Origin of the sequence: Algimonas arctica (assembly GCF_014652695.1) — a bacterium.
Classification (GTDB): Bacteria; Pseudomonadota; Alphaproteobacteria; order Caulobacterales; family Maricaulaceae; genus Litorimonas; species Litorimonas arctica.
The window spans coordinates 1-19,164 of record NZ_BMZH01000010.1 but is presented as its reverse complement, the minus strand read 5'-3'; the positions used below and the strand labels follow the sequence as shown (position 1 = coordinate 19,164).

Below are 19,164 nucleotides of genomic sequence, written 5' to 3'. Positions count from 1 at the left end.
CGTTAACGGCATGCTTGACAGGGTTGGTTTCGCGACCCACTCGCCCGCTCATGAAGGTTCTGATCACAGGAACAGCAGGTTTTATCGGGCAAAACCTTGCTATGCGGCTTTTGCAGGCGGGGCATGAGGTTGTTGGGATCGACTCGATCACGCCTTATTATGACGTGTCACTCAAACATGACCGTCTCGCGCGGCTGGCCCAGTTTGAGCAGTTTACCCAGCATAAAACCTGTCTGGAAGATTTCGAAGTCCTCTCAAAAATATTTGCCGAGGCTCACCCCGACTTTGTTGTGCATCTCGCTGCGCAGGCCGGGGTTCGCTACTCGCTTGAAAACCCCCGCGCCTATGTTGAGACGAACGTCATTGGCAGTTTTAATGTCACGGAGTTGTGTCGGGAATATAGCGTCAAACATTTAGTTTTGGCATCGACAAGCTCAGCCTACGGCGCCAACGACCGTTACCCGTTTGTCGAAACGGATAAGGCGAGCTTCCCCCTGACGATTTATGCGGCGACCAAGCAAGCCTCTGAATTGATTGCGCATAGTCACAGTCATTTGCATAATATTCCAACCACAGTGCTCCGATTTTTTACCGTCTATGGTCCGTGGGGCCGTCCGGACATGGCGTTTTTCTTGTTCACGAAGGCGATGTTTGAAGGCCGTCCGATTAAGGTCTTCAACGAAGGAAAAATGGCGCGGGACTTTACCTATGTCGACGATCTGACCCGCTCCATTGAGCTGCTGCTGGATGTCCCGCCTGTCACGGGGCAGCCTGTGTCGAAAACGGATTCTCTGTCTCCGGTTGCGCCCTATCGACTGGTGAATATCGGCAATGCAAACCCGGTTCCCTTGATGGATTTCATTGCTGAGATTGAGCGAGCCGTCGGCGTCACGGCGCAAAAAGAGATGCTTCCGATGCAGCCGGGGGACGTCTCAAAGACTTTTGCGGACTCGGATTTGCTCCAATCTTTAACAGGGTTCCGGCCGTCGACATCGGTGCGCGACGGGGTGCAGGCGTTTGTTGATTGGTACCGCGATTATTATGCGGTTGGGCGATAGTCCGGCATGATAATGTCACCGAAAGTTACCGGGTTCGGTTGCTTTAATCGCTTTCTGTCTGGGTTAAGGTGCGCGACACTTATTTGTGCGAAAAAATGAGCGTCACCGTTCATTGAGTCCAAGACAGGCTCGAATTCGATCTCGCTATTCGTTCGTATTCGAGCCGACCAAAACCAAGAGATACGACCCATGCAGTTCATTGATCTTCACGCGCAGCAAGCCCGGCTTAAAGCCGAAATTGACGCGGGCATTGCTGACGTTCTGGCGCACGGTCGATATATTCTGGGTCCCCAAGTCACGGAATTCGAAGCTAAATTAGCCGCATTTGGTGACTCAAAATTCGCGATTTCTTGCGCCAATGGAACAGACGCGCTCGGGCTGCCCATGTTGGCGTGGGGTATTGGGCCGGGCGATGCGGTATTTTGCCCGTCCTTTACCTATTGTGCGACCGCGGAAATTATTGCGCTGATGGGGGCCACGCCGATCTTCATCGATATTGATCGTGACACCTATAATATGTGTGCGCGCAGTTTGAAGCAGGCGATTGTGGACGTGAAATCCAAGGGTGAACTGGTCCCGCGCGCAGTCATGACCGTCGATCTGTTTGGTCAATGCGCCGATTACGAAGCCATTGCACCGGTCGTGCGCGAAAACGGACTGAAACTTATTTCTGACTCGGCACAAGGTTTCGGCTCGACCCTGAATGGTCAACACCCTTTGGCGTGGTCAGACGTTCAAACCACCAGTTTCTTTCCAGCTAAACCCTTGGGTTGTTATGGGGATGGCGGGGCTGTGACGACGAATGATGAAGATCTGACCGAGGCCCTCAATAGCTTACGGTTTCACGGCAAAGGGACCGAGGCATTTGATCATGCACGTATCGGCATGAACTCCCGTCTGGATACCATTCAAGCCGCGATTCTATTGCCAAAGCTCGCCGTTTTTGCGGATGAAATCGAACAACGTAACAAGGTGGCGGATATTTACTCGTCCGCTTTGTCAGGCCGAGCGGAGCGTGTGCCAGCGGTGATGGACGGCGTGGTGTCGACGTGGGCGCAATATACAATTGAAGTGCCGGATCCCGTCGCTTTCGCGGCAAGCCTACAGGCCGCCGGTATTCCGACCGCCCGTTACTATCCAAAGCCTGTTCACATGCAGTCCGCTTACGCGCATTTCCCCGTCGCCGGGAACGGCTTGCCCAATACTATGGCGTGTATTGATCACGTCATCAGCTTGCCGATGCACGCCTACCTCTCAGAAGAGGATCAGATGAAGGTGATCGATGCCGCCAAAGCCGCGTTGGCCTAGACGCTAAAAGGGCTGCGATGAGGGCTTTCGCGAGAGCGAACCCATTGAGTTTTGGTATGAAAGAGACGAACCGTAGTGGACGCAGTCCGGCGATAGTTCGTCTCAAGCCCAAATTCCCTGCTTTACAGGGAAAACTCGAGAAATTGGCCGGAATGACGCGTGAATTCGCGATTTCAGCCAAACAGGTCACTGATTTCACAACAGAAACTCCGCGATTCCCTGCTTCAAATTAATAGGGAAGTTGTGCGGGGGTGGCAGGGAGAAAGATTAGCAGAACAGGCAAACGTAACGTCGAAAACAGGCTATCGCTTGCAATAAAATCGGAGTTGGGTGAGTTTTCAGAGACGTTAAGACACGGGTTCGACGCTTCTGCCGTGCAGCAAATCCCTTAGGATATTACTGAAAGCCGTCGCCAAATATCAACCAACAAGGTAGGCAGAGTCTCTCTTGGCAGGGGCCGAAATCTGTGCCGTTTTATATGACGACGGACAGCGAGAGCGGGAAGCCAACATACATCATGAGGGCGAGTTGGATCACTTCGCGAGACGTTTTAAAGTAGCGAAACGGGCTGTAGGTCATGGACTGACCCTAGCACATAGGTTCAAACGCAACTTCCCCTAACATTAGCTTGATGAGTGTTCCGCCACAGGTTCGGTCAATAGAATTCTTTTTTAAGAAATCTCCGACAATGATTCTATGATCGGGCAATCAGGCGTATCGTTGCTCATGCACATTGAAGAAATGTCTGCCAACCGTCGTTCCAGTTTACGTAGATCAGAAATTTTAGCTTTGATGGCCTTTCGGTGATGAGTCGTAACTAGAAGTATCTCATCGCAGGAGGGGGTATTGTCTTCGACACCAAGAAGGCTGCGAATATCGTCTTGAGAAAAACCAAGGTCTCTGCAGCGACTTATGAAGGTAAGCCTTCGGAGTTGGGATGTGTCATAGATACGGTGCCCACTTGGTTTGCGTTCTGGTTCAGGCATAAGTCCAATGTTCTCAAAATAGCGAACGGTCTCAATCTTCACCCCCGTTTTTGCGCTCAAATCTCCAATTGTGAACATGACATTTTTTCCCTTGTATCTATAGTTACTATAGGGGTTATGCCTTATCTTATGAAAGCTGAAAACCAAAATCGAGGCGGCCTTTTAGCGACCGGTGGTGTGATAGGTGCTATTTTAGCGTCATCGTGCTGTATCGTGCCGTTAGCTCTAATCAGCCTTGGTGTTTCCGGGGCATGGATCGGGAATTTAACCGCATTGGAACCCTATAAACCCGTATTCATCGGCATCGCCGTTGTGTTCTTGGGGGCTGGCTTTTGGCACGTATATTTCAAAAAGGCGGAGCCGTGTGAGGCAGGAACTCACTGTGCGAAACCCCAATCCTCCCGAAACACGAAAATCGCATTATGGTTGGCGACGGTCGCCATCATACTAGCCCAGACCATCGATTATTGGGCCCCACTGTTTTACTAAAAAGGAAAGACGATGAATAAATTTGTTTTGATACTGGCGGGCGTCGCAACCTTGGCGACAGGCGCATTCGCGATTTGCTGTCCCTCATTCAGTTCCGCCTACGCTCAAACTGAGGCGGCTACGACTGAGATTACAGCGTCTTTCACGATTGGTAACATGACCTGCGCCACATGCCCCATTTCCGTGAAGAAAGCCATGAAACGTGTTGACGGGGTTAAAGCCGTGGACATCGATTTTGGCAGCAAAATAGCAACCGTTGTTTACGATCCGCAAAAGACATCTGCGACTCAAATTGCTGCGGCCTCTACAGGCGTTGGCTATCCGGCCAGTGAAGTGAAAAATTAAGGTGAAGTTACGCTCTTTGTTGGGCGTCAGTATCGTTGGCACAATCATTGCCGCATTGTGCTGCTTTACACCCATTCTCGTCATTCTCTTGAGCTTTGTGGGGTTATCGGCTCTCACTGGGTATTTGGACTATGTGTTATTGCCGACACTGATCGTTTTTGTTCTGCTTACAGTTTACGCAGTCTGGCGTCGTCAAAACCCCACTAAAAATAATAATTCAAGAAGGGAATAGCATGACTAAGAACGATACCGTTCGCGCAAAAAACGTGTTTGATCTCATCGTTGTCGGGCCTGGTTCGGCGGGGTTTTCTGCTGCAATCACGGCTGCCGAACAAGGTAAACATGTCGCGATTATAGGCGGTGGCACCATCGGGGGCACTTGCGTCAATGTTGGTTGCGTCCCGTCCAAAACCATGATTCGCGCCGCCGAAGCTATGCAGGCGAGAGCTGTGGCTCAACGGTTCAACGGTATCAGCGGTGAGGCAAAACTCGACAGGTGGAAGGATGTCATAGACCATAAAAACGAACTCGTCTTAGAGTTACGACAAGCGAAGTATGCGGATCTCCTCCCTCAATATGAGACCATCTCATACATTGAAGGCATGGCAAGGCTTGTCCAAAACGGTGTTGACGTTGGTGGACAGCAATACAAATCTGACAAGATCATTATTACGACAGGATCACATTCATTTATTCCGCCAATTAATGGTATTTTGAGCGTGCCCTATCTTGATAGTACGAGTGCGCTTGATCTCACTACATTGCCCAAATCTATGATCGTTATCGGTGCGGGGGTGATTGGCTGTGAGTTGGGGCAGATGTTCTCTCGCATGGGGACAAAAGTGACATTGCTATGTCGGTCTAATGTCCTCGACGGCGCTGAACCTGAAATCAGCGAAGCGCTCACGGATTATCTGAGAGATGAAGGCATCGACGTCCACTGTGGCTCAGTTTATGAATCGATAGAGGACGACGGGGAAATTTGCCTTCGTTATCAATATGAGGGTGAAACGCACGATTTAAGGGCAGAGCGGGTATTGGTCGCGACGGGGCGCAAAGCCAATACCGCTGGCTTCGGCCTTGAGGAAATAGGTGTTAAGCTCGCAAAAAACGGCGGCATCATTGTTGATGATTTTCTGCAGACGAATGTTGCTGGAATCTATGCGGCAGGCGATGTCACAGGCCGAGATGAATATGTCTATATGGCGGCTTATGGTGCCAAACTCGCGGCACAAAATGCCTTGAACGGCAATCACCTGCATTACAGTAATCACGTCATGCCTGCGGTCGTCTTCACCGACCCGAATTACGCAACAGTCGGTCTGACAGAAGCGCAAGCTCGCTCGCAGGGCATTGATGTTAAAACGTCAACGCTTGATCTCAAACACGTTCCGCGAGCGTTGGCCGCTCGTGACACGCGCGGGCTAATTAAGCTCATTGCGGATGGCAAAGACAATCGATTGGTCGGTGCACATATTCTTGCGCCCGAAGGCGCAGATACAATTCAAACGACGGCATTGGCGATCAAGATCGGTATGACATTCACTGAACTTGGCGAGATGATCTTTCCCTATCTGACAACGGTCGAAGGGTTGAAACTAGCGGCGCAAACATTCGACAAAGATGTATCGAAACTTTCGTGCTGTGCAGGCTAAGGGGATTCAAGATTATACATAGGATAGTGGTCGATAGGGTGTTGTCAGCTTAAACGGCGAGGGTCAAATTTCTAACAATTGGGACTACGCCTAAACTGCGATCAACCCCCGCCATTCAATGATTGACGCATCACGCATGGCTTTGAAACGAGTCCGGCTTTCGAGATGCCTTTGATGGTTGAAGTGATTGTAGACTGCGGCCTGATTTGAGACGAATTTCTGAAGCGTCGAGATTTTCCAAAAGCGCGTCATGGCATGTTCTTGTCGTCTGAATGGTCGATGGGAATTCTCCGCTCGATTGCGCTCATACTGTTCGGTGTTTTGACGTTCTTGATTGCCGATATCGCGCATGGCAGCGCCGTAGGATCTGAGCTTGTCTGTGACGACTATTCGGGGTCGTCCGTACCGTTTCATCGCCTTCTTCCAGAACCGATGCGCCGCCAGTTTATCGCGTTTCTTGGTGACATAGCACTTCAGGATCTCCCCTTCGTGATCGACGGCCCGCCATAGTTAATGCTTGAGGCCATTGATCTTTACAAAGACCGCATCGAGGAGTCATTTCCATTGCAGATGTTCGCTTAGATAAAACGAACGTTTTGCACGTATCCGCTTCGCGAAGACTGGACCGAACCGGTCGACCCAGAGACGGATACTCTCATGGCAGACGTCGACCCCACGTTCATGCAGCAGGTCTTCGACATTGCGAAGCGAACATTCATCATCACGGCGAGTTTGATAACTTCGCGAGATGTTTTGAAATATCGAAACGGGTTTTGGGTCATGGAGTGACCCTAGCGCATCGCTTCAAGCTCAGATTTCACTGACAATGCCCTTCAACCATCAAAGGCATCTCGAAAGCCGGACTCGTTTCAAAGCCATGCGTGATGCGTCAATCATTGAATGGCGGGGGTTGATCGCAGTTTAGGCGTAGTCCCAATTGTTAGAAATTTGACCCTCGCCGTTTAAGCTGACAATGCCATTCCCCAAGTCGGGCTAGATTCGAGATAATTCGCCTTCACACATAGACCTATCTGCAAGCCCGAACGGAATTTGTGACGTATCTTGAAAAATTCCCAATATTGTGTAAGTGTAATCCTAGTAGGAAGCATTGAGATGAAGCAATTTATGCAGTCAACGTAAATTTTTCAAATATTGTCATTTTCTTCCGAAATTAGACAGACCTTTGCGAGGTCTTGAAGGATTTTGTGATGGGTAGTTCAAAGCTTTGTTTGAAGTTTATAAATAATAAAATTATTTTTCCGACTTTTGGAATATTATTCATCTCAGCCTGCGATTCGCCAACTAGCTCGGCTACCAATGAACTGGTTGAACCAACTCTAGATACATCATCTGAAATTGTAAGTGAAAACCAACCTCTTGAAAACAACAAAGTTGACAGGGAAACTTTAGGCGCAGCAGAAAAATCTGCGCTAGAGCTATTTTCCTATCAACAGGGAGAGTGGGAATGCGTGTGGATCATGTATGATGCCACTGGCCAAGAAACTGGGAGATTTCAGGGCTATCAAAACGTCCAACCCTCGTTTGATGAGTACTCGCAGGTGACGACAACTGTTATCCCAGAAATTAATTATGAAGGCCACTCCCTCAGAGCGTTTAATCCGGTGGAAGGAAAAATAGTTTCTCTTGTTGTTGGCCCCAACGGCGATTACTGGGAATTGTCGCAAGACCCACTCACGGGGGTGACAACATCTAAAATGCATAAAGACGCTGATGGAGTTTTAACCAGTCGAAGATTTACCCGGTCCCCCCTTGGAAATACGGGGTATAAGATTTTTATGGAGGTTTCCTATGATGGGGATGAAATCTGGTATAGGCGGTTTGAGCAGAGGCTAACGCGGCGAGTTGACTAAATGGCCCACTGCGGTTCGGATTTCACGTAATCCATAGTGTGTAGGGTTATTCAACTTTTACCGTAACTTTGTCCAAGACTTCGTAGTTAGACTGGAACCAATTTATCAATCGTTTGCCACCAAAAATGCTTGAAGTATCGTTCAAATTAAATTTGCGGTTCATACTGCCCTGGATAAATTTAAATTCCTTGTCAAAACAGGGGTTCATATTGCTGTCTCGACCCGAAATATGCTGTTCGATTGCGACACCAAGATCAAAAACTTTCTCATAGTAAGTCTTGTGAAGGTCAAGGCCTCCCAACAGAGCGACTTTTACCGTTGGCCTGCCCCTATGAATTTATCCAATCTAAAACCGTATCAATCAGCTGGACTAGTCGAATTGGTCAGGCAACACCTATAAGAATAGCCGCTCACTCTCAGTTGAACTAACCGGGGGCGTTTGAGGGTATTGTCAGCTTAAACGGCGACATCTGCATTTCTAACAAATCACCCCCCTAGACTGCTATCAACTCATGCCACTCAGTGGGACTGTCAGCGGAACACGCGCTAAAATGGATGCGCTATGGCCTGTCCATGACCCACATCCCGTTTTGTTACTTCAAAACGTCTCGGGAAATCATCCAGCGGGCGTGATGATGTATGTGAGGTTCCCGCTCTCCGTTAGAAACGTCGAAGATTTGCTTCATGAGCGCGGGATTGACGTTTGCATGAAAGCGTCCGGCTTTGGGTCGATCGGTTCGCGCCAATCTTTGCAAAGCAGGTCCGGTCGAGACGATCAGCCTACCTGCGTGGACATACGCAATAGAAACGGCACCTCGATGAGGTCTTTGTGAAATTAACGGGGCCCAGCATTATCTATGGAGGGCCGTTGACCATGAAGGCGAAGTGCTGGCGTGTTTTGTGACCAAGAAACGCTAAAACTGGCGGCGCATCGGTTCTTGAAAAAGGCGATGAAACGGTCCGGGCAAACGCGAATAGTCGTCACAGACAAGCTCCGGTCTTACGGTGCAGCCATGCGTGATGCCTCAATCATCGAATGGCGGGGGTTGATCGCAGTCTAGGGGGGGGGGCTGATTTGTTAGAAATGCGGCTGACGCCGTTTAAGCTGACAATACGGCCTCGTTCGATCTTGAGCTGTTTTAGAACCATCGCCACCTCATTCACTAATACTGAGGTTTTACGTTAGATCCTCTGATACCGCGTACTCATTGAACAAAGATGGTCGAGACGTGGGCGAAAATCGCCACTAAGGAGCCTTGGCGAGCGTCTTAAACTCGCCTCAAAGTAAGACGCTGAGCTAACTTCCGCTTTGGGGATTATCATGACTAGGGGGATGCTGTCGAACCTATCGAAACGTCTCTAAAGTTTCTCGATAGTGTTAGCCGACAATATTCGGATACTGGATGGCTTGGCTAGCCACGATGTACCAGGTCACGAAGAGGGTGTTTATGAAAGCCCCCGGAAGGTAACTGCCCGTACGCTGGTAGGTAAATGTACCGATCACCGCGATGATGAGCATCAGCGGCACAAACTGATGCATGATGATCGTGTTGAGGGGCTCGTTAGGCGTAATAAGCGTGCCCGTCATAAAGAGCGTGGAATATTGGACGATCAAAAAGATCAAGAACCCACCCGCTAGCATCGCGATGTTCGCCGCATATTCGGTCCAAGGACGATCATCCAAGTTGGACATCCCAATGTGCAACGCGCGTGATGCGAGAAGAAAGTACACGGCAAAAGGAAACAGGTAGATGATAGCAATCTTTGCTTGAGTGATGCTGAGCAGTTTAACGCCGACGATCCAAAATCTGAAATCGAGGTGAAACACCGCGCTGGCGAGCCATGTTGCAAAGTACCCTATGCCCACAGTGAGTAAGGCAATGATCAGCGCCCGTCCGACTTTCGTCTCTGTTTTAACGGGAGCGCCCCGCACCAAAAGTCCGATCAGCGTTAGAATGATGGCGTTGAGGACTGCCCAAACCGCGACTTGTGTCGTTACCGATTGGGGGAGTAACGCAGAGGCCGGTAAAACAGCTTCGGACAATTTGAAGAACGGGTAGAATGTTGCGACAGGTATGATTGCGCTCACCACCGCAACAGCCCACCATTTGAGGTCACGCTTGCTATAGGCGAAGTCTGTCGGTCGCGCACGAAGCCTGCTGAATTGAGGCAGGGCTAACAGGAGTTCAAAGCTGCCTAGCAAAAGAACCACAAATCCAATCAACGCGATGAGCGTTCCAACTTCCTTCAGAACCCAAATTTGATTTCGACTGCTGAGAGATGTTCCGCGGTCGAGCGTTTGCGCAAACCAATCAACCGCATGGCCGATTGCTGCGGTCGAGATGTGGTCTCCGGGGTGAGTGACCGCAGGTTGGTAGAGCGCTCTTGCTGTCCCAAGTTCAATGTCGCCGTAAACTTTGCCTTCAATGATCGTCTCGTCTGTATTGAACACGGCTTTCATCTTGTCGCCTGCGCCCGCATCCGAAGCCCGCGCCGTGCCCCACATCAGAGGGGAGAACTCGTCAAATTTCGAAAAAACAAGCCCCAAGTTTCGTGGCCAATCGGGAGTGCCTTTTAATGCGAACGGTGCGCCCGTGCTTGATCCCTCAAGAACAAGGCTTTTATAGTGGTCCGGATATGTCGCCGCCGCGGCTAACACAGCCCACCCGCCCATAGAATGACCTTCCAAACCGATATTGTCAGTGTCGACGATATCCAAACCTCGAAGGTAAGCGAGGCTCGCGGGCCCTCCAAACCCATTGGCAAAAGCAGGCGGGTCTGAATATCCGTGTCCGCTTTGATCAGGTGTCAGAATGACATAACCACGCCGCGCAAACTCAATCGCGAAGCCAGACTGAAACTCGCGCGAGTTAATATAGCCGTGCATCGCAAGAATGCCGGGCGCTTTTGAGGCTGGAGTCGCTTCTTCCGGAGTGTAAAGGAGCGCTCGCATCATCTTGCCGTCTTCACGTTCATACTGAACGGGCGTGATCGAAACACCGCTGGACGTTTGGACAAAGTGCGCGGTCAGTAATCCGATCAGGATCAACGCCCAACCGATGACAAAGAGCGTCCAGCTCTTTTGCAAGACATTCATTTTTCCTGCGGTCATGGCTGTTTCCCCAAACTCAATTGAATGTCTTAGGCTACGTTCACAAAGCCCAGAAGGAAAGCTCGATAATTGAATGGCTGGTTTTCGGGGGAGGGGGGCATTTTCGAATTTTTTGGACTCGGTAATGAGAGACTTTAAGGTGTGTATTTAACATACCCCCTCACTCATTTTGTTGGTCCGATGGGGGCCGGGTGCTAGCTTTACGGCATTGATCAAGGCGTCGCTTTTGGCGGGGGGCAAGGGCCCTCTGAAGGGAACTTGGCCTGAGAGCTTGCGCGGGCGACGAATCAAAGCTCATGATCAAGAAGCGGACGTTTGTGTAAGACGAGAGCAGTTGCGCGCGAGTGCTTACCATATGCCTACCCGCGATGCCTTGTGAACCTACATAAAGCTCAACACACGTTTAAGTCATTGATATTATTGTAAAATTGTGCCCCCACACGGACTCGAACCGCGGACCCCCTGATTACAAATCACGTGTCGTTAGGATCTCGGTTTGACCTAACCCAACTAACGACTGGACTTCCCGCGCGAAGCACGCGGTAGTGTCCTGCGGCCCGATCTGAGGGCCCTGTCTCGGTAGTAGCGCTCACACGGTGTGGGCGCAGATTACGGAGACTTAAATGACCACGCAAATCCAGACTACCGAGATCACCCCACCCCGTGAGGGCATAAAGCAAGCGAATCTCGTCGCGATGCTGTCGCGCAAGAGCGGCGATATTAGTCGGACACTCATGTTAGCATTTTTGGCGCCCTCTATCGTGAAAGATATTATCGATTGGAAGCATCCCGTCGATATGACGGTTGATCAATTACGACGACTGTCCCCGAACCTGTCCCTAGATTGGACCGCCCAAAGAGCGTTCCTTGGGATGGAAGACTAACACCTCAAAATCCCATAGATGTTAACTGCATCCCGTCAGAAATATTGCGGCGGAAAAGTTCATGATCTGAGACGCTTTAGATAATCGGCGTAAAATAGCCGATTCTCACGTCTCTCTTGACCTCTCCCGTGAGGTCTTATCTGGCTAAGCCCCTGATAGTAGGGGCTATTCTCACTCCACACATCTCGGAGGCCGAGCGTGCTGAGTGCGTGGTAGTGGACGCAGTCCGGCGAGAGCCAGTCTCACGCCCAAATTCCCTGCAAACAGGGATAATAACAGGGTAATTTCGATATTTTCAGATATTTTTGGACTTTCATCGTCAATAAACGACGACTTTTCAGGCTCTTGCAAGATAATTCCCTAAAAACTTAACAGGGAAGTTTTACAGGGGGATCAAGGAAATTATTTCTAAGAGCAGGGACAAATACCTTACAGGAACAGCGTTACAAAATCTCGCCTTCTAAGACCTTTGTGAGAGTTGAAACTGAAAACTGCGGCGATCTTTGAGACTTCGTCAAAAACATGCGCTTAAATCTGTCTTACTTTATTTCCGGCGATGGTCTGGATGCGTGACCTTACCAATTAAGCTATCATTACTGTGAATGACGTTTGCTCCTTTGCCGACAATCAGCGCGTCTGGCTTCGCCCTCATGATCAATGGCTCGCGATAAATAATGTTGCACACCATTGATCTTCACAAAGACCTTGTCGAAGTGCCACCGCCATTGGGTATGCTGGCGAAGGCAGGACACGCGTCGACCCCGGATGCGATTGGCGAATAGTAGCCCAAACCGGTCAACCCAGAGCCAGATGCTCTCATAGCAAAGGTCGAATGTCTGTACACTTCCGCTGAAAAAGCGATTAACGTAAGGACCGCGCCTTGGATTAAAAGAGAGCGCTCAATAGTCGGACATCAATGTGATGGAAAAGTGAGGACGAGCCATGGATCAATCCACTTTACCTGAACGACAGCCATCGACAACCTCCGACGCCATTCTAGATCGTGCAATCGGCGCTCTTATGGGGCTTGCCATTGGCGACGCCGTTGGGACAACACTCGAATTCAAAGTGCGCGATAGCTATCCACCCCTAACTGACATGGTGGGCGGCGGTCCGTTTGGCTTAAAGCCTGGGGAATGGACGGACGATACAGCCATGGCTTTAGCGTTAGCTGATAGTCTTCTGGCCGATCCAAACCTCGACGAGTCCGATCTCATGGAGCGGTTCGTTGATTGGTACGAGAAGGGCGAATATTCCTGCACGGGGTCTTGTTTCGATATTGGTATAACGACTCGAGCCGCTTTGTTTCGCTGGTTAGACGACGGAAATCCCCTTGCAGGTTCAACGGACCCTCAGACAGCCGGTAATGGGAGTTTGATGCGACTGGCTCCTGTTGCCATTCGCCATTGGGGGAATAGGCCTTTGATGCGCGATGTAGCGGCGCGACAAAGCAGGACGACGCACGGGGCCCCTGAGGCCGTGGATGCCTGCTTAGCCTTTGCTGAGGCTCTCGCTGACGCGATTGAGGGCGCTAAGCCCTCCGAGGTGCTGAGGGGACGCTCAGGCCCTTATTCGGGTAGCGTTGGACCAATCATGGCGGGAACCTGGCGCGGTAAGAAGAGGGATGACATCCGCGCCTCTGGATATGTCGTCCATTCGCTTGAGGCATCCCTTTGGAGCGTCGAGCGCACAGGGGGTTTCAGAGAGGCCGTTTTGCTAGCAGCGAACTTGGGCGAAGATGCCGATACTACGGGTGCAATCACAGGGCAGCTGGCGGGGGCGATATATGGCAACCGGGGCCTGCCGCAAGACTGGGTCGATCGAGTTGCTTGGGGGCAGCGGATTCGATCAATAGCTGACAATCTCAACTCTACCAGATCATAGATGAGCAAAGTCTCTCTTAGCCCGGGCTCAAATCTGTGCCATGAGCGCTGACGTCAGACAGATTAAAGCAACCTTTGGTATTGTAGGTGGTAATAAAAGATACTCCAGTAAACGGCTTACCCGGTTAAAGATCAGTCAATGACGTGGCGGATGTTAATGGGTTGGGGGCGAATGCACCGGCCATGATTGTTATTACGATGATATTCCTATCTGGCGCCTTTATCGTGTGATTTGTGTGGACTGGAGGCTTTCGTCTTCGACAGTCCGCTTAACTTCGCCCCTAACTTTCGAGGTCCCGGAAATCGCGCCGCAACTTCCACTCACGCGAGGTGACAGAGCGTTCCAGGTCTTGCAGGCGCTCTTCGAGCGAGCGGAACTTGGAGCGAACGTCAGAGTATTTTGCTGTATCAATCGGCATGACGTCAACTCGGTCGTGGCGTTTGGCCTTACGTTCGGCTTTACGCTGCTTACGACTTTCACGAACATACGGAGCCCGCTTATCCGCCGGGATGAAGATCCACATCAAGAAGTAGACAAAAACAGGCAGTCCGGTGAACACAATGGCTAGGACAAAGAATATCCGCATCGGACCGTGCTCAATCCCAAGCCAATCCCCGAGACCAGCACAGACGCCGCCGAGAATACCGTCGATTTTATTGCGACGGAGCTTCGGACGGCTCTCATCGTCTGGTTCAAGGTCGTAATCGTAATCGTAATCGTCGTATTTGGCGTTGCGGCGGGTCATGCTTTGTCCCTCCAGTTGGGGATTTCATCATCAAGAATGCGTTCCAGCACTTTGACGCGTTGATCCAGGATGTCCGCAATGCGTGACATTTGTTCGAGTTCGACGCGGTGGGTTCCGGATTCCGGGGTGCCGCCGCCGCCCATACGCTCTTTATGGTCATAGTGAGTCTTCAGCATCTTTGATGCGACGCCCATAAAAATGGCGACGATCGGGATCATGAAGACTAGGATTTCGGGCCTAAACATTGGGGTTCTCCTGCCTTAAAGTCGTTGATCATAAGGGTGTGCGCCCGGGAGAAGATGGTGACCGAGTACGGGGTAGTCCGGTCAATTGGGGGAAGACCTCCTCCGGGCGCATTCTGGGACCTCAGCCTAGGTTAGGCGAGGTCATGTTTGTTCAACTCGTTTTTTTGACGGGCTTGTCAGATTTGTTGGCGGCTTTAGGCTTGCTCATGCGGTCTTTGAGGGCAGCGAGTTCATCTTCAAGCTCATCATTTGAATCGAGAGCCGCGAATTGGGACTCGAGGCTTTCACCTTCACCCAGATCAAAGGCTTCAACATGGGCTTCCAGCTCATCGACTTTGCGTTCCATCCGCTCATAGCGGGATAAGGCATCATCAACACGCGTATCCACGATTTTGGTGCGCATCTTCACTTGGCTGCGAGCCACACTGCTGCGCATCGTCAGCGCTTTATGCTTGGCTTTGGCTTCGTCGAGCTTCGTCTGTAGCTTGGACAAATCCATGTCGGCTTTACCAATGGCTTCATCAAGCACTTCGATCTCTTTGCCGACCACATCAGCCATATCCTCGGCTTGACGGCGGGCTGTCAGCGCACCCCGGGCCAGATCTTCGCGGTCCTTGGTGATGGCGAGCTCGGCTTTGGCCGCCCAATCGTCGGCATGTTTGCGATAGTCGTCTTCACGGCGCGTCAGCTCTTTGCGTTCTGCAATGTTGCGGGCGGCGTCGGTGCGGACTTCAACCAGCGTGTCTTCCATTTCTTGAATGATCAAGCGGGCGATCTTTTCAGGATCTTCAGCCGCCTCAATCATGGCGTTTAGGTTTGAATTGATGATGTCGCCCATGCGGGAATAAATGCCCATGTGTCTCGTCTCCTTGAAGAATGGTGCGACCTCGTGGCTGAGGTCTGAGGTTAGAGGGTGACCGCTAGGTCAGGATCACAGCGATTAGGAAGCCGACGGCAAAGAAGCCCCAGCATTCCTTGTCACGGGTGGTGAGGTATTTGACAAAGCGGGCGCTTTTTATGCGCCAGCTAACCGGTTCTTGTGGCTCAATATCCATTAGAGGATTTCTTGATAAGTGTCTGTTGAGCCGTGCAATGTCATGGCGCCGTAGGTGCCAATCGTACGGACGTTCATCGCCGCATAACCGCGACGAGCCCGTGCCCGGCGAACAGATCGCGACGGTGAGGTCGCAGCGCTGATGGCGTTCAGGTTATTATCGGTTGTGCGGATGGTCATCTTTCGGCTCTCTCTCGTTTCGTCCCGAGGCGTGTGCTGCGGGGTGCGAAGCTGTGTGCTCCGTTGCTGTGAGATCAAAGTGGCCGATGAGGGGGCGGATGTCACGGAAAACTAAACTATTGAAATAAAATGATTTTTTAATCCCAACTTCATTCGCGCGAATACTTAGTAACAAAACTCACCAATAAATGGCCTTATAAGCCAAATATATTTGGTGTAATTTACTATACTTACTGAATTGCCTCCCGTCACGCTCTCGCCTGAGTCCCGTTGATCCTCACAAAGACCTCGTCGAGGCGCCCAGGCTGGCTGGGATGATGAACCTCCGATCTCCTTTATCCTTGGGAAACGTCGATGATTTGCTGCAAGAGCGCGATATCAACGTTTGCCGTGAGAGCATAAGCGGCTGGGTTGATCGGTTTGGTGCTCTGTTCGCTTATCCCTCGGCTTCCATAACAGGCTTCGCGCTCCAAACCGCCAGTTCGTTGCCACTTGGGTCTTTAAAATGAAACCGCCGACCGCCTGGGAAGTCATAGGCAGGCATTGATACTTCAGCGCCCGCGGATCGGATCGACGCTTCACTGGCAAGGAGGTCGTCTGAATATAAAATCACCAAACTGCCCTGATCACTCGGCTTGCGGTCACTTTCCTGATCGAAACCACCATCCACGCCTGCGACATGAATAGCCACATAAGTTGGCCCCCAATCCTCAAACGTCCAACCAAAAGCTGCGCCGTAAAACTGCTTCATGGCTGCATTATTTGTCGACGGTAGCTCTATATAATTAAACCCATGGTGCAGTTGTCCCATTTCAAACCTCTCTTTGTGTGCGCCCAAAGTAATGACCTGCCCCTATGTAATGCGCCCCTAACTTTGTAGATACCTTGGTCCTTCACATTGCTGCTAGTTCGAATTGGGCGGGCGACAGCATCCAATCCAGCGCGTCAGAAAAGATACTTCGAGACCAAGGTTTTCGCAGTCTGAAGGTGCTCGATTTTCACAGTGATTTCGGTTGGTCTCGGCTTTTTCACTTTATCCGACCCGAAGTCTTCATTGATGCGATCGAAGTCATACTGAAACTTCTCCAGCGCGGGGCGCCTAAAATACCAGAGCAACGAACCTTTGTTCGCGATGAGAGCATATCGGTTTGGTCCCGGATCTTCGATGTGATGGAACCGAACCTCAAAAATCACGCCTTTTTTGTTCGGAATGCACCTGAACCGCTCGTTCGAAGTGCCCAAACTCAGAATATACCAGAACGCGATCTTGGCATTGATGCTTGTGAAGCGATTATCGATATCGGCGATGACTTCTCTCTCTTCTTCTGAAAACATCGTTATCCCTCCCGCGCCTGCCGCTGCACTCGTTCGAAGAATTGGCGAGAGGCCTGTTCACGCGCGTCTTCTGTTTCCATTAAACACTTATGCGTGGGCATTGTCAGGGGAAAGTGCGTTTGAAGTTTTGTGCTAGTATCTTTGCACGAGTTGTCCGTCTCACAAGCGCTGACGTCAGACAATTTCGGCTTCAACTGAAACCGTTAAAGGCGACATAATTCAAAACCAAGAATACTGTTCCTTAGGCCGGATAGTCTGAGGCTCTGAATAAGGGCTGTGTTTTTGCGCATGATTAAAGCTCATAACGAAGCCAATTGATTCCACTCGCAGACGAAACGATTCGGAAAATTCGACGGTTTAAAGCAGTTTTTGCTAGTCATTATGGCCTGAAAACCCCTCAACTGCATAAATATATATAAGTCACTTATACTTTGCGCAGAAATATCTTGCGCAAACATCGCGACCCGCTCATCAAAAGATCATTCCGCAGAGTATCGCGGCAAAAGAGCAGAAACAGGGATGTCTGTCCTCGCTCTGAAAATGGGTTTAGAACCCATCTGCAGGCAATCCTCAGGGAACTGCTTGCGCATTAATTGAACTAATTGGCGCGTTTGCGCCCAATGAAATTTCAACGTCGCCGAATTCGTTCGGTGGCATAGATGCGCAAGGAGACTGACGATGAATGTATAGATAGCGGGACTCCAAGTTCCAATTTTAAGCCACACCGCTCAATATGAAGTGTTGGGCTAATCAAAGGCGCGAGACCCCTCTCACCATGACGTGACGTTATGGGCGGGGCTACAGACCGAGCCGTCTTCTTTTAAATAGCACAGTTCGTATTTTCTCTGTGAGGGTTGCGTCCCCAACGATGTGAATTAGCTGTGCATTCTTTGAAAGGCTTTAACATGGCCGTTAAACTGACTGGGGCGCTACCCCAAACCTTGACCGAACAAAGGCATCTCAACGTTGTCTATCGTAAGGTCGACACGCTCACTCCGTATGAGGGCAATGCCCGCACACATAGCGACAAACAAATTGCACAGATTGCCGCCTCTATCAGGCACTTCGGGTTCACCAATCCCGTCCTCATTGATGATAAGGGCAGTATCGTTGCGGGCCACGGCCGTGTTGCTGCAGCAAAGCTGCTGGGTCTCGAGGCTGTTCCGACGATTGCTCTGAGCTATCTTTCCTCCGCTCAGCGGCAAGCCTATGTGATTGCCGACAACCGGTTGGCCGAGCTCGCCGGTTGGGACCGCGACATTCTGAAGATGGAGTTCCAATGTCTGGCTGAGTTGGATCTTGACTTTGAATTAGAAATCACAGGGTTTGAGACGGCGGAACTCGATCTTCTGCTTGACGATAGCCCGGACGCCTCGAGCGATCCTGATGATGATTTTCAAACGCCTGAACCCGGGCCTGCTGTGACGCAGCTCGGTGATGTCTGGTGTCTAGGACCACACCGCTTAGTGTGTGGTGATGCACGCTCCCCCAAGACCTACGAGGCTCTGATGGGTGATGAGCCCGCGCATGCTGTTTTTACCGACCCACCTTACAATGTGAAGATTGACGGCAACGTATGCGGCTCAGGTGCTGTGAAGCACCGTGAGTTCGCAATGGCATCCGGAGAGATGAGTTCGGAGGCTTTCGCGGACTTTCTGGGAAGCTCGCTTGGCGCAATGGCACGTGTCAGCCACAACGGGGCAATCCATTTTGTCTGCATGGACTGGCGTCATATGCGGGAGCTACAGGCGGCAGGCCGGGAGATCTATTCAGAACTCAAGAACCTAATCGTCTGGGCCAAGACCAATGGCGGCATGGGGACGTTTTACCGCTCTCGGCACGAGCTTATTTTCGTCTGGAAAGTGGGCTTTGGTCCACACACGAATACTTTTGGTCTCGGAGAGCATGGTGTCTGACGTCAGCGCTCATGGCACAGATTTGAGCCTGGGCTAAGAGAGACTTTGCTCACCTCCATCCTTATGGAGTGAAGCATGAGACAGACTAAAACAACGT

Annotated in this window: 20 protein-coding genes and 3 pseudogenes; 12 read left to right on the top strand and 11 right to left on the bottom strand. The window is 50.9% G+C overall.

Annotated elements, in window-relative coordinates; translation table 11 throughout:
- Positions 1-50: 50 nt before the first annotated feature.
- A complete protein-coding gene (locus IE105_RS11380) occupies positions 51-1,058 on the top strand; it encodes an NAD-dependent epimerase/dehydratase family protein (protein WP_189498559.1) in 1,008 nt (335 codons plus the stop codon).
- Between the two features lie 189 nt (positions 1,059-1,247).
- Positions 1,248-2,366: a DegT/DnrJ/EryC1/StrS family aminotransferase gene (locus IE105_RS11375; protein ID WP_189498557.1), complete on the top strand. Its 1,119-nt coding sequence runs from the start codon at positions 1,248-1,250 to the stop codon at positions 2,364-2,366.
- A 489-nt stretch (positions 2,367-2,855) separates the two neighbouring features.
- Here the strand turns inward: IE105_RS11375 and IE105_RS15705 are convergent.
- Positions 2,856-2,945, bottom strand: a pseudogene (locus tag IE105_RS15705) (IS6 family transposase); the annotation flags it as partial.
- 92 nt (positions 2,946-3,037) lie between these two features.
- The gene (locus IE105_RS15700; protein WP_189498555.1) at positions 3,038-3,430 is read right to left on the bottom strand and encodes a MerR family transcriptional regulator; all 393 of its coding nucleotides are present in this window, start codon (positions 3,428-3,430) and stop codon (positions 3,038-3,040) included.
- Between the two features lie 39 nt (positions 3,431-3,469).
- Here IE105_RS15700 and IE105_RS11360 point away from each other — a divergent pair, with 39 nt between their 5' ends.
- From IE105_RS11360 to merA, 4 genes are read left to right on the top strand one after another with little or no spacing between them, the layout of a single operon-like run.
- Positions 3,470-3,841, top strand: coding sequence for a mercuric transporter MerT family protein (locus tag IE105_RS11360; protein ID WP_189498554.1), 372 nt, complete (start codon positions 3,470-3,472; stop codon positions 3,839-3,841).
- A 12-nt stretch (positions 3,842-3,853) separates the two neighbouring features.
- Positions 3,854-4,186: a heavy-metal-associated domain-containing protein gene (locus IE105_RS15425; RefSeq protein ID WP_233354124.1), complete on the top strand. Its 333-nt coding sequence runs from the start codon at positions 3,854-3,856 to the stop codon at positions 4,184-4,186.
- A 1-nt stretch (position 4,187) separates the two neighbouring features.
- A complete protein-coding gene (gene merF / locus IE105_RS11350; RefSeq protein WP_189498551.1) occupies positions 4,188-4,418 on the top strand; it encodes a mercury resistance system transport protein MerF in 231 nt (76 codons plus the stop codon).
- Position 4,419: 1 nt separating this feature from the next.
- Positions 4,420-5,841 carry a mercury(II) reductase gene (gene merA / locus IE105_RS11345; RefSeq protein ID WP_189498549.1) on the top strand — a complete coding sequence of 474 codons (1,422 nt, stop codon included), beginning with the start codon at positions 4,420-4,422 and terminating at the stop codon, positions 5,839-5,841.
- 90 nt (positions 5,842-5,931) lie between these two features.
- On the opposite strand, the pseudogene IE105_RS15695 reads toward merA, so the two are convergent.
- Positions 5,932-6,623 (bottom strand): annotated as a pseudogene (locus IE105_RS15695) (IS6 family transposase).
- Positions 6,624-7,049: 426 nt separating this feature from the next.
- On the opposite strand from IE105_RS15695, the gene IE105_RS11335 reads away from it, so the two are divergent.
- Positions 7,050-7,712 carry a hypothetical protein gene (locus IE105_RS11335; RefSeq protein WP_189498547.1) on the top strand — a complete coding sequence of 221 codons (663 nt, stop codon included), beginning with the start codon at positions 7,050-7,052 and terminating at the stop codon, positions 7,710-7,712.
- A gap of 573 nt (positions 7,713-8,285) precedes the next feature.
- Positions 8,286-8,746, top strand: a pseudogene (locus IE105_RS15690) (IS6 family transposase); the annotation flags it as partial.
- A 344-nt stretch (positions 8,747-9,090) separates the two neighbouring features.
- On the opposite strand, the gene IE105_RS11325 reads toward IE105_RS15690, so the two are convergent.
- Positions 9,091-10,824, bottom strand: a complete 1,734-nt coding sequence (locus IE105_RS11325; protein WP_233354122.1) for an alpha/beta hydrolase family protein — start codon at positions 10,822-10,824, stop codon at positions 9,091-9,093.
- A gap of 623 nt (positions 10,825-11,447) precedes the next feature.
- On the opposite strand from IE105_RS11325, the gene IE105_RS11320 reads away from it, so the two are divergent.
- A complete protein-coding gene (locus tag IE105_RS11320; protein WP_189498545.1) occupies positions 11,448-11,708 on the top strand; it encodes a hypothetical protein in 261 nt (86 codons plus the stop codon).
- A gap of 593 nt (positions 11,709-12,301) precedes the next feature.
- On the opposite strand, the gene IE105_RS15685 is transcribed toward IE105_RS11320, so the two are convergent.
- Positions 12,302-12,391, bottom strand: a complete 90-nt coding sequence (locus IE105_RS15685) for a hypothetical protein (protein WP_373299096.1) — start codon at positions 12,389-12,391, stop codon at positions 12,302-12,304.
- A gap of 259 nt (positions 12,392-12,650) precedes the next feature.
- Here IE105_RS15685 and IE105_RS11310 point away from each other — a divergent pair, with 259 nt between their 5' ends.
- Positions 12,651-13,592 carry an ADP-ribosylglycohydrolase family protein gene (locus IE105_RS11310; protein WP_189498542.1) on the top strand — a complete coding sequence of 314 codons (942 nt, stop codon included), beginning with the start codon at positions 12,651-12,653 and terminating at the stop codon, positions 13,590-13,592.
- A gap of 280 nt (positions 13,593-13,872) precedes the next feature.
- Here the strand turns inward: IE105_RS11310 and IE105_RS11305 are convergent, their stop codons facing one another.
- From IE105_RS11305 to IE105_RS11285, 6 genes are all read right to left on the bottom strand, one after another.
- Positions 13,873-14,337 (bottom strand): PspC domain-containing protein, encoded by a 465-nt coding sequence (locus IE105_RS11305; protein ID WP_189498540.1) that lies wholly within the window; start codon positions 14,335-14,337, stop codon positions 13,873-13,875.
- Positions 14,334-14,582, bottom strand: coding sequence for an envelope stress response membrane protein PspB (locus IE105_RS11300; RefSeq protein ID WP_189498538.1), 249 nt, complete (start codon positions 14,580-14,582; stop codon positions 14,334-14,336). Before IE105_RS11300 ends, IE105_RS11305 begins: the two co-directional genes overlap by 4 nt.
- Before the next feature lie 151 nt (positions 14,583-14,733).
- Complete coding sequence (pspA, locus tag IE105_RS11295) at positions 14,734-15,438, bottom strand: phage shock protein PspA (protein ID WP_189498536.1); 705 nt, start codon at positions 15,436-15,438, stop codon at positions 14,734-14,736.
- Positions 15,439-15,502: 64 nt separating this feature from the next.
- Positions 15,503-15,637, bottom strand: a complete 135-nt coding sequence (locus IE105_RS15540; protein ID WP_267904682.1) for a hypothetical protein — start codon at positions 15,635-15,637, stop codon at positions 15,503-15,505.
- A complete protein-coding gene (locus IE105_RS11290) occupies positions 15,637-15,816 on the bottom strand; it encodes a hypothetical protein (protein ID WP_189498534.1) in 180 nt (59 codons plus the stop codon). The genes IE105_RS15540 and IE105_RS11290 overlap by 1 nt, the downstream gene beginning before the upstream one ends.
- A gap of 436 nt (positions 15,817-16,252) precedes the next feature.
- Complete coding sequence (locus IE105_RS11285; RefSeq protein WP_189498533.1) at positions 16,253-16,627, bottom strand: VOC family protein; 375 nt, start codon at positions 16,625-16,627, stop codon at positions 16,253-16,255.
- A gap of 176 nt (positions 16,628-16,803) precedes the next feature.
- Between IE105_RS11285 and IE105_RS11280 the strand changes: the two genes are divergently transcribed.
- Complete coding sequence (locus IE105_RS11280; protein WP_189498531.1) at positions 16,804-17,145, top strand: hypothetical protein; 342 nt, start codon at positions 16,804-16,806, stop codon at positions 17,143-17,145.
- A gap of 911 nt (positions 17,146-18,056) precedes the next feature.
- Positions 18,057-19,067 (top strand): site-specific DNA-methyltransferase, encoded by a 1,011-nt coding sequence (locus IE105_RS11275; protein ID WP_189498529.1) that lies wholly within the window; start codon positions 18,057-18,059, stop codon positions 19,065-19,067.
- Positions 19,068-19,164: the final 97 nt, after the last annotated feature.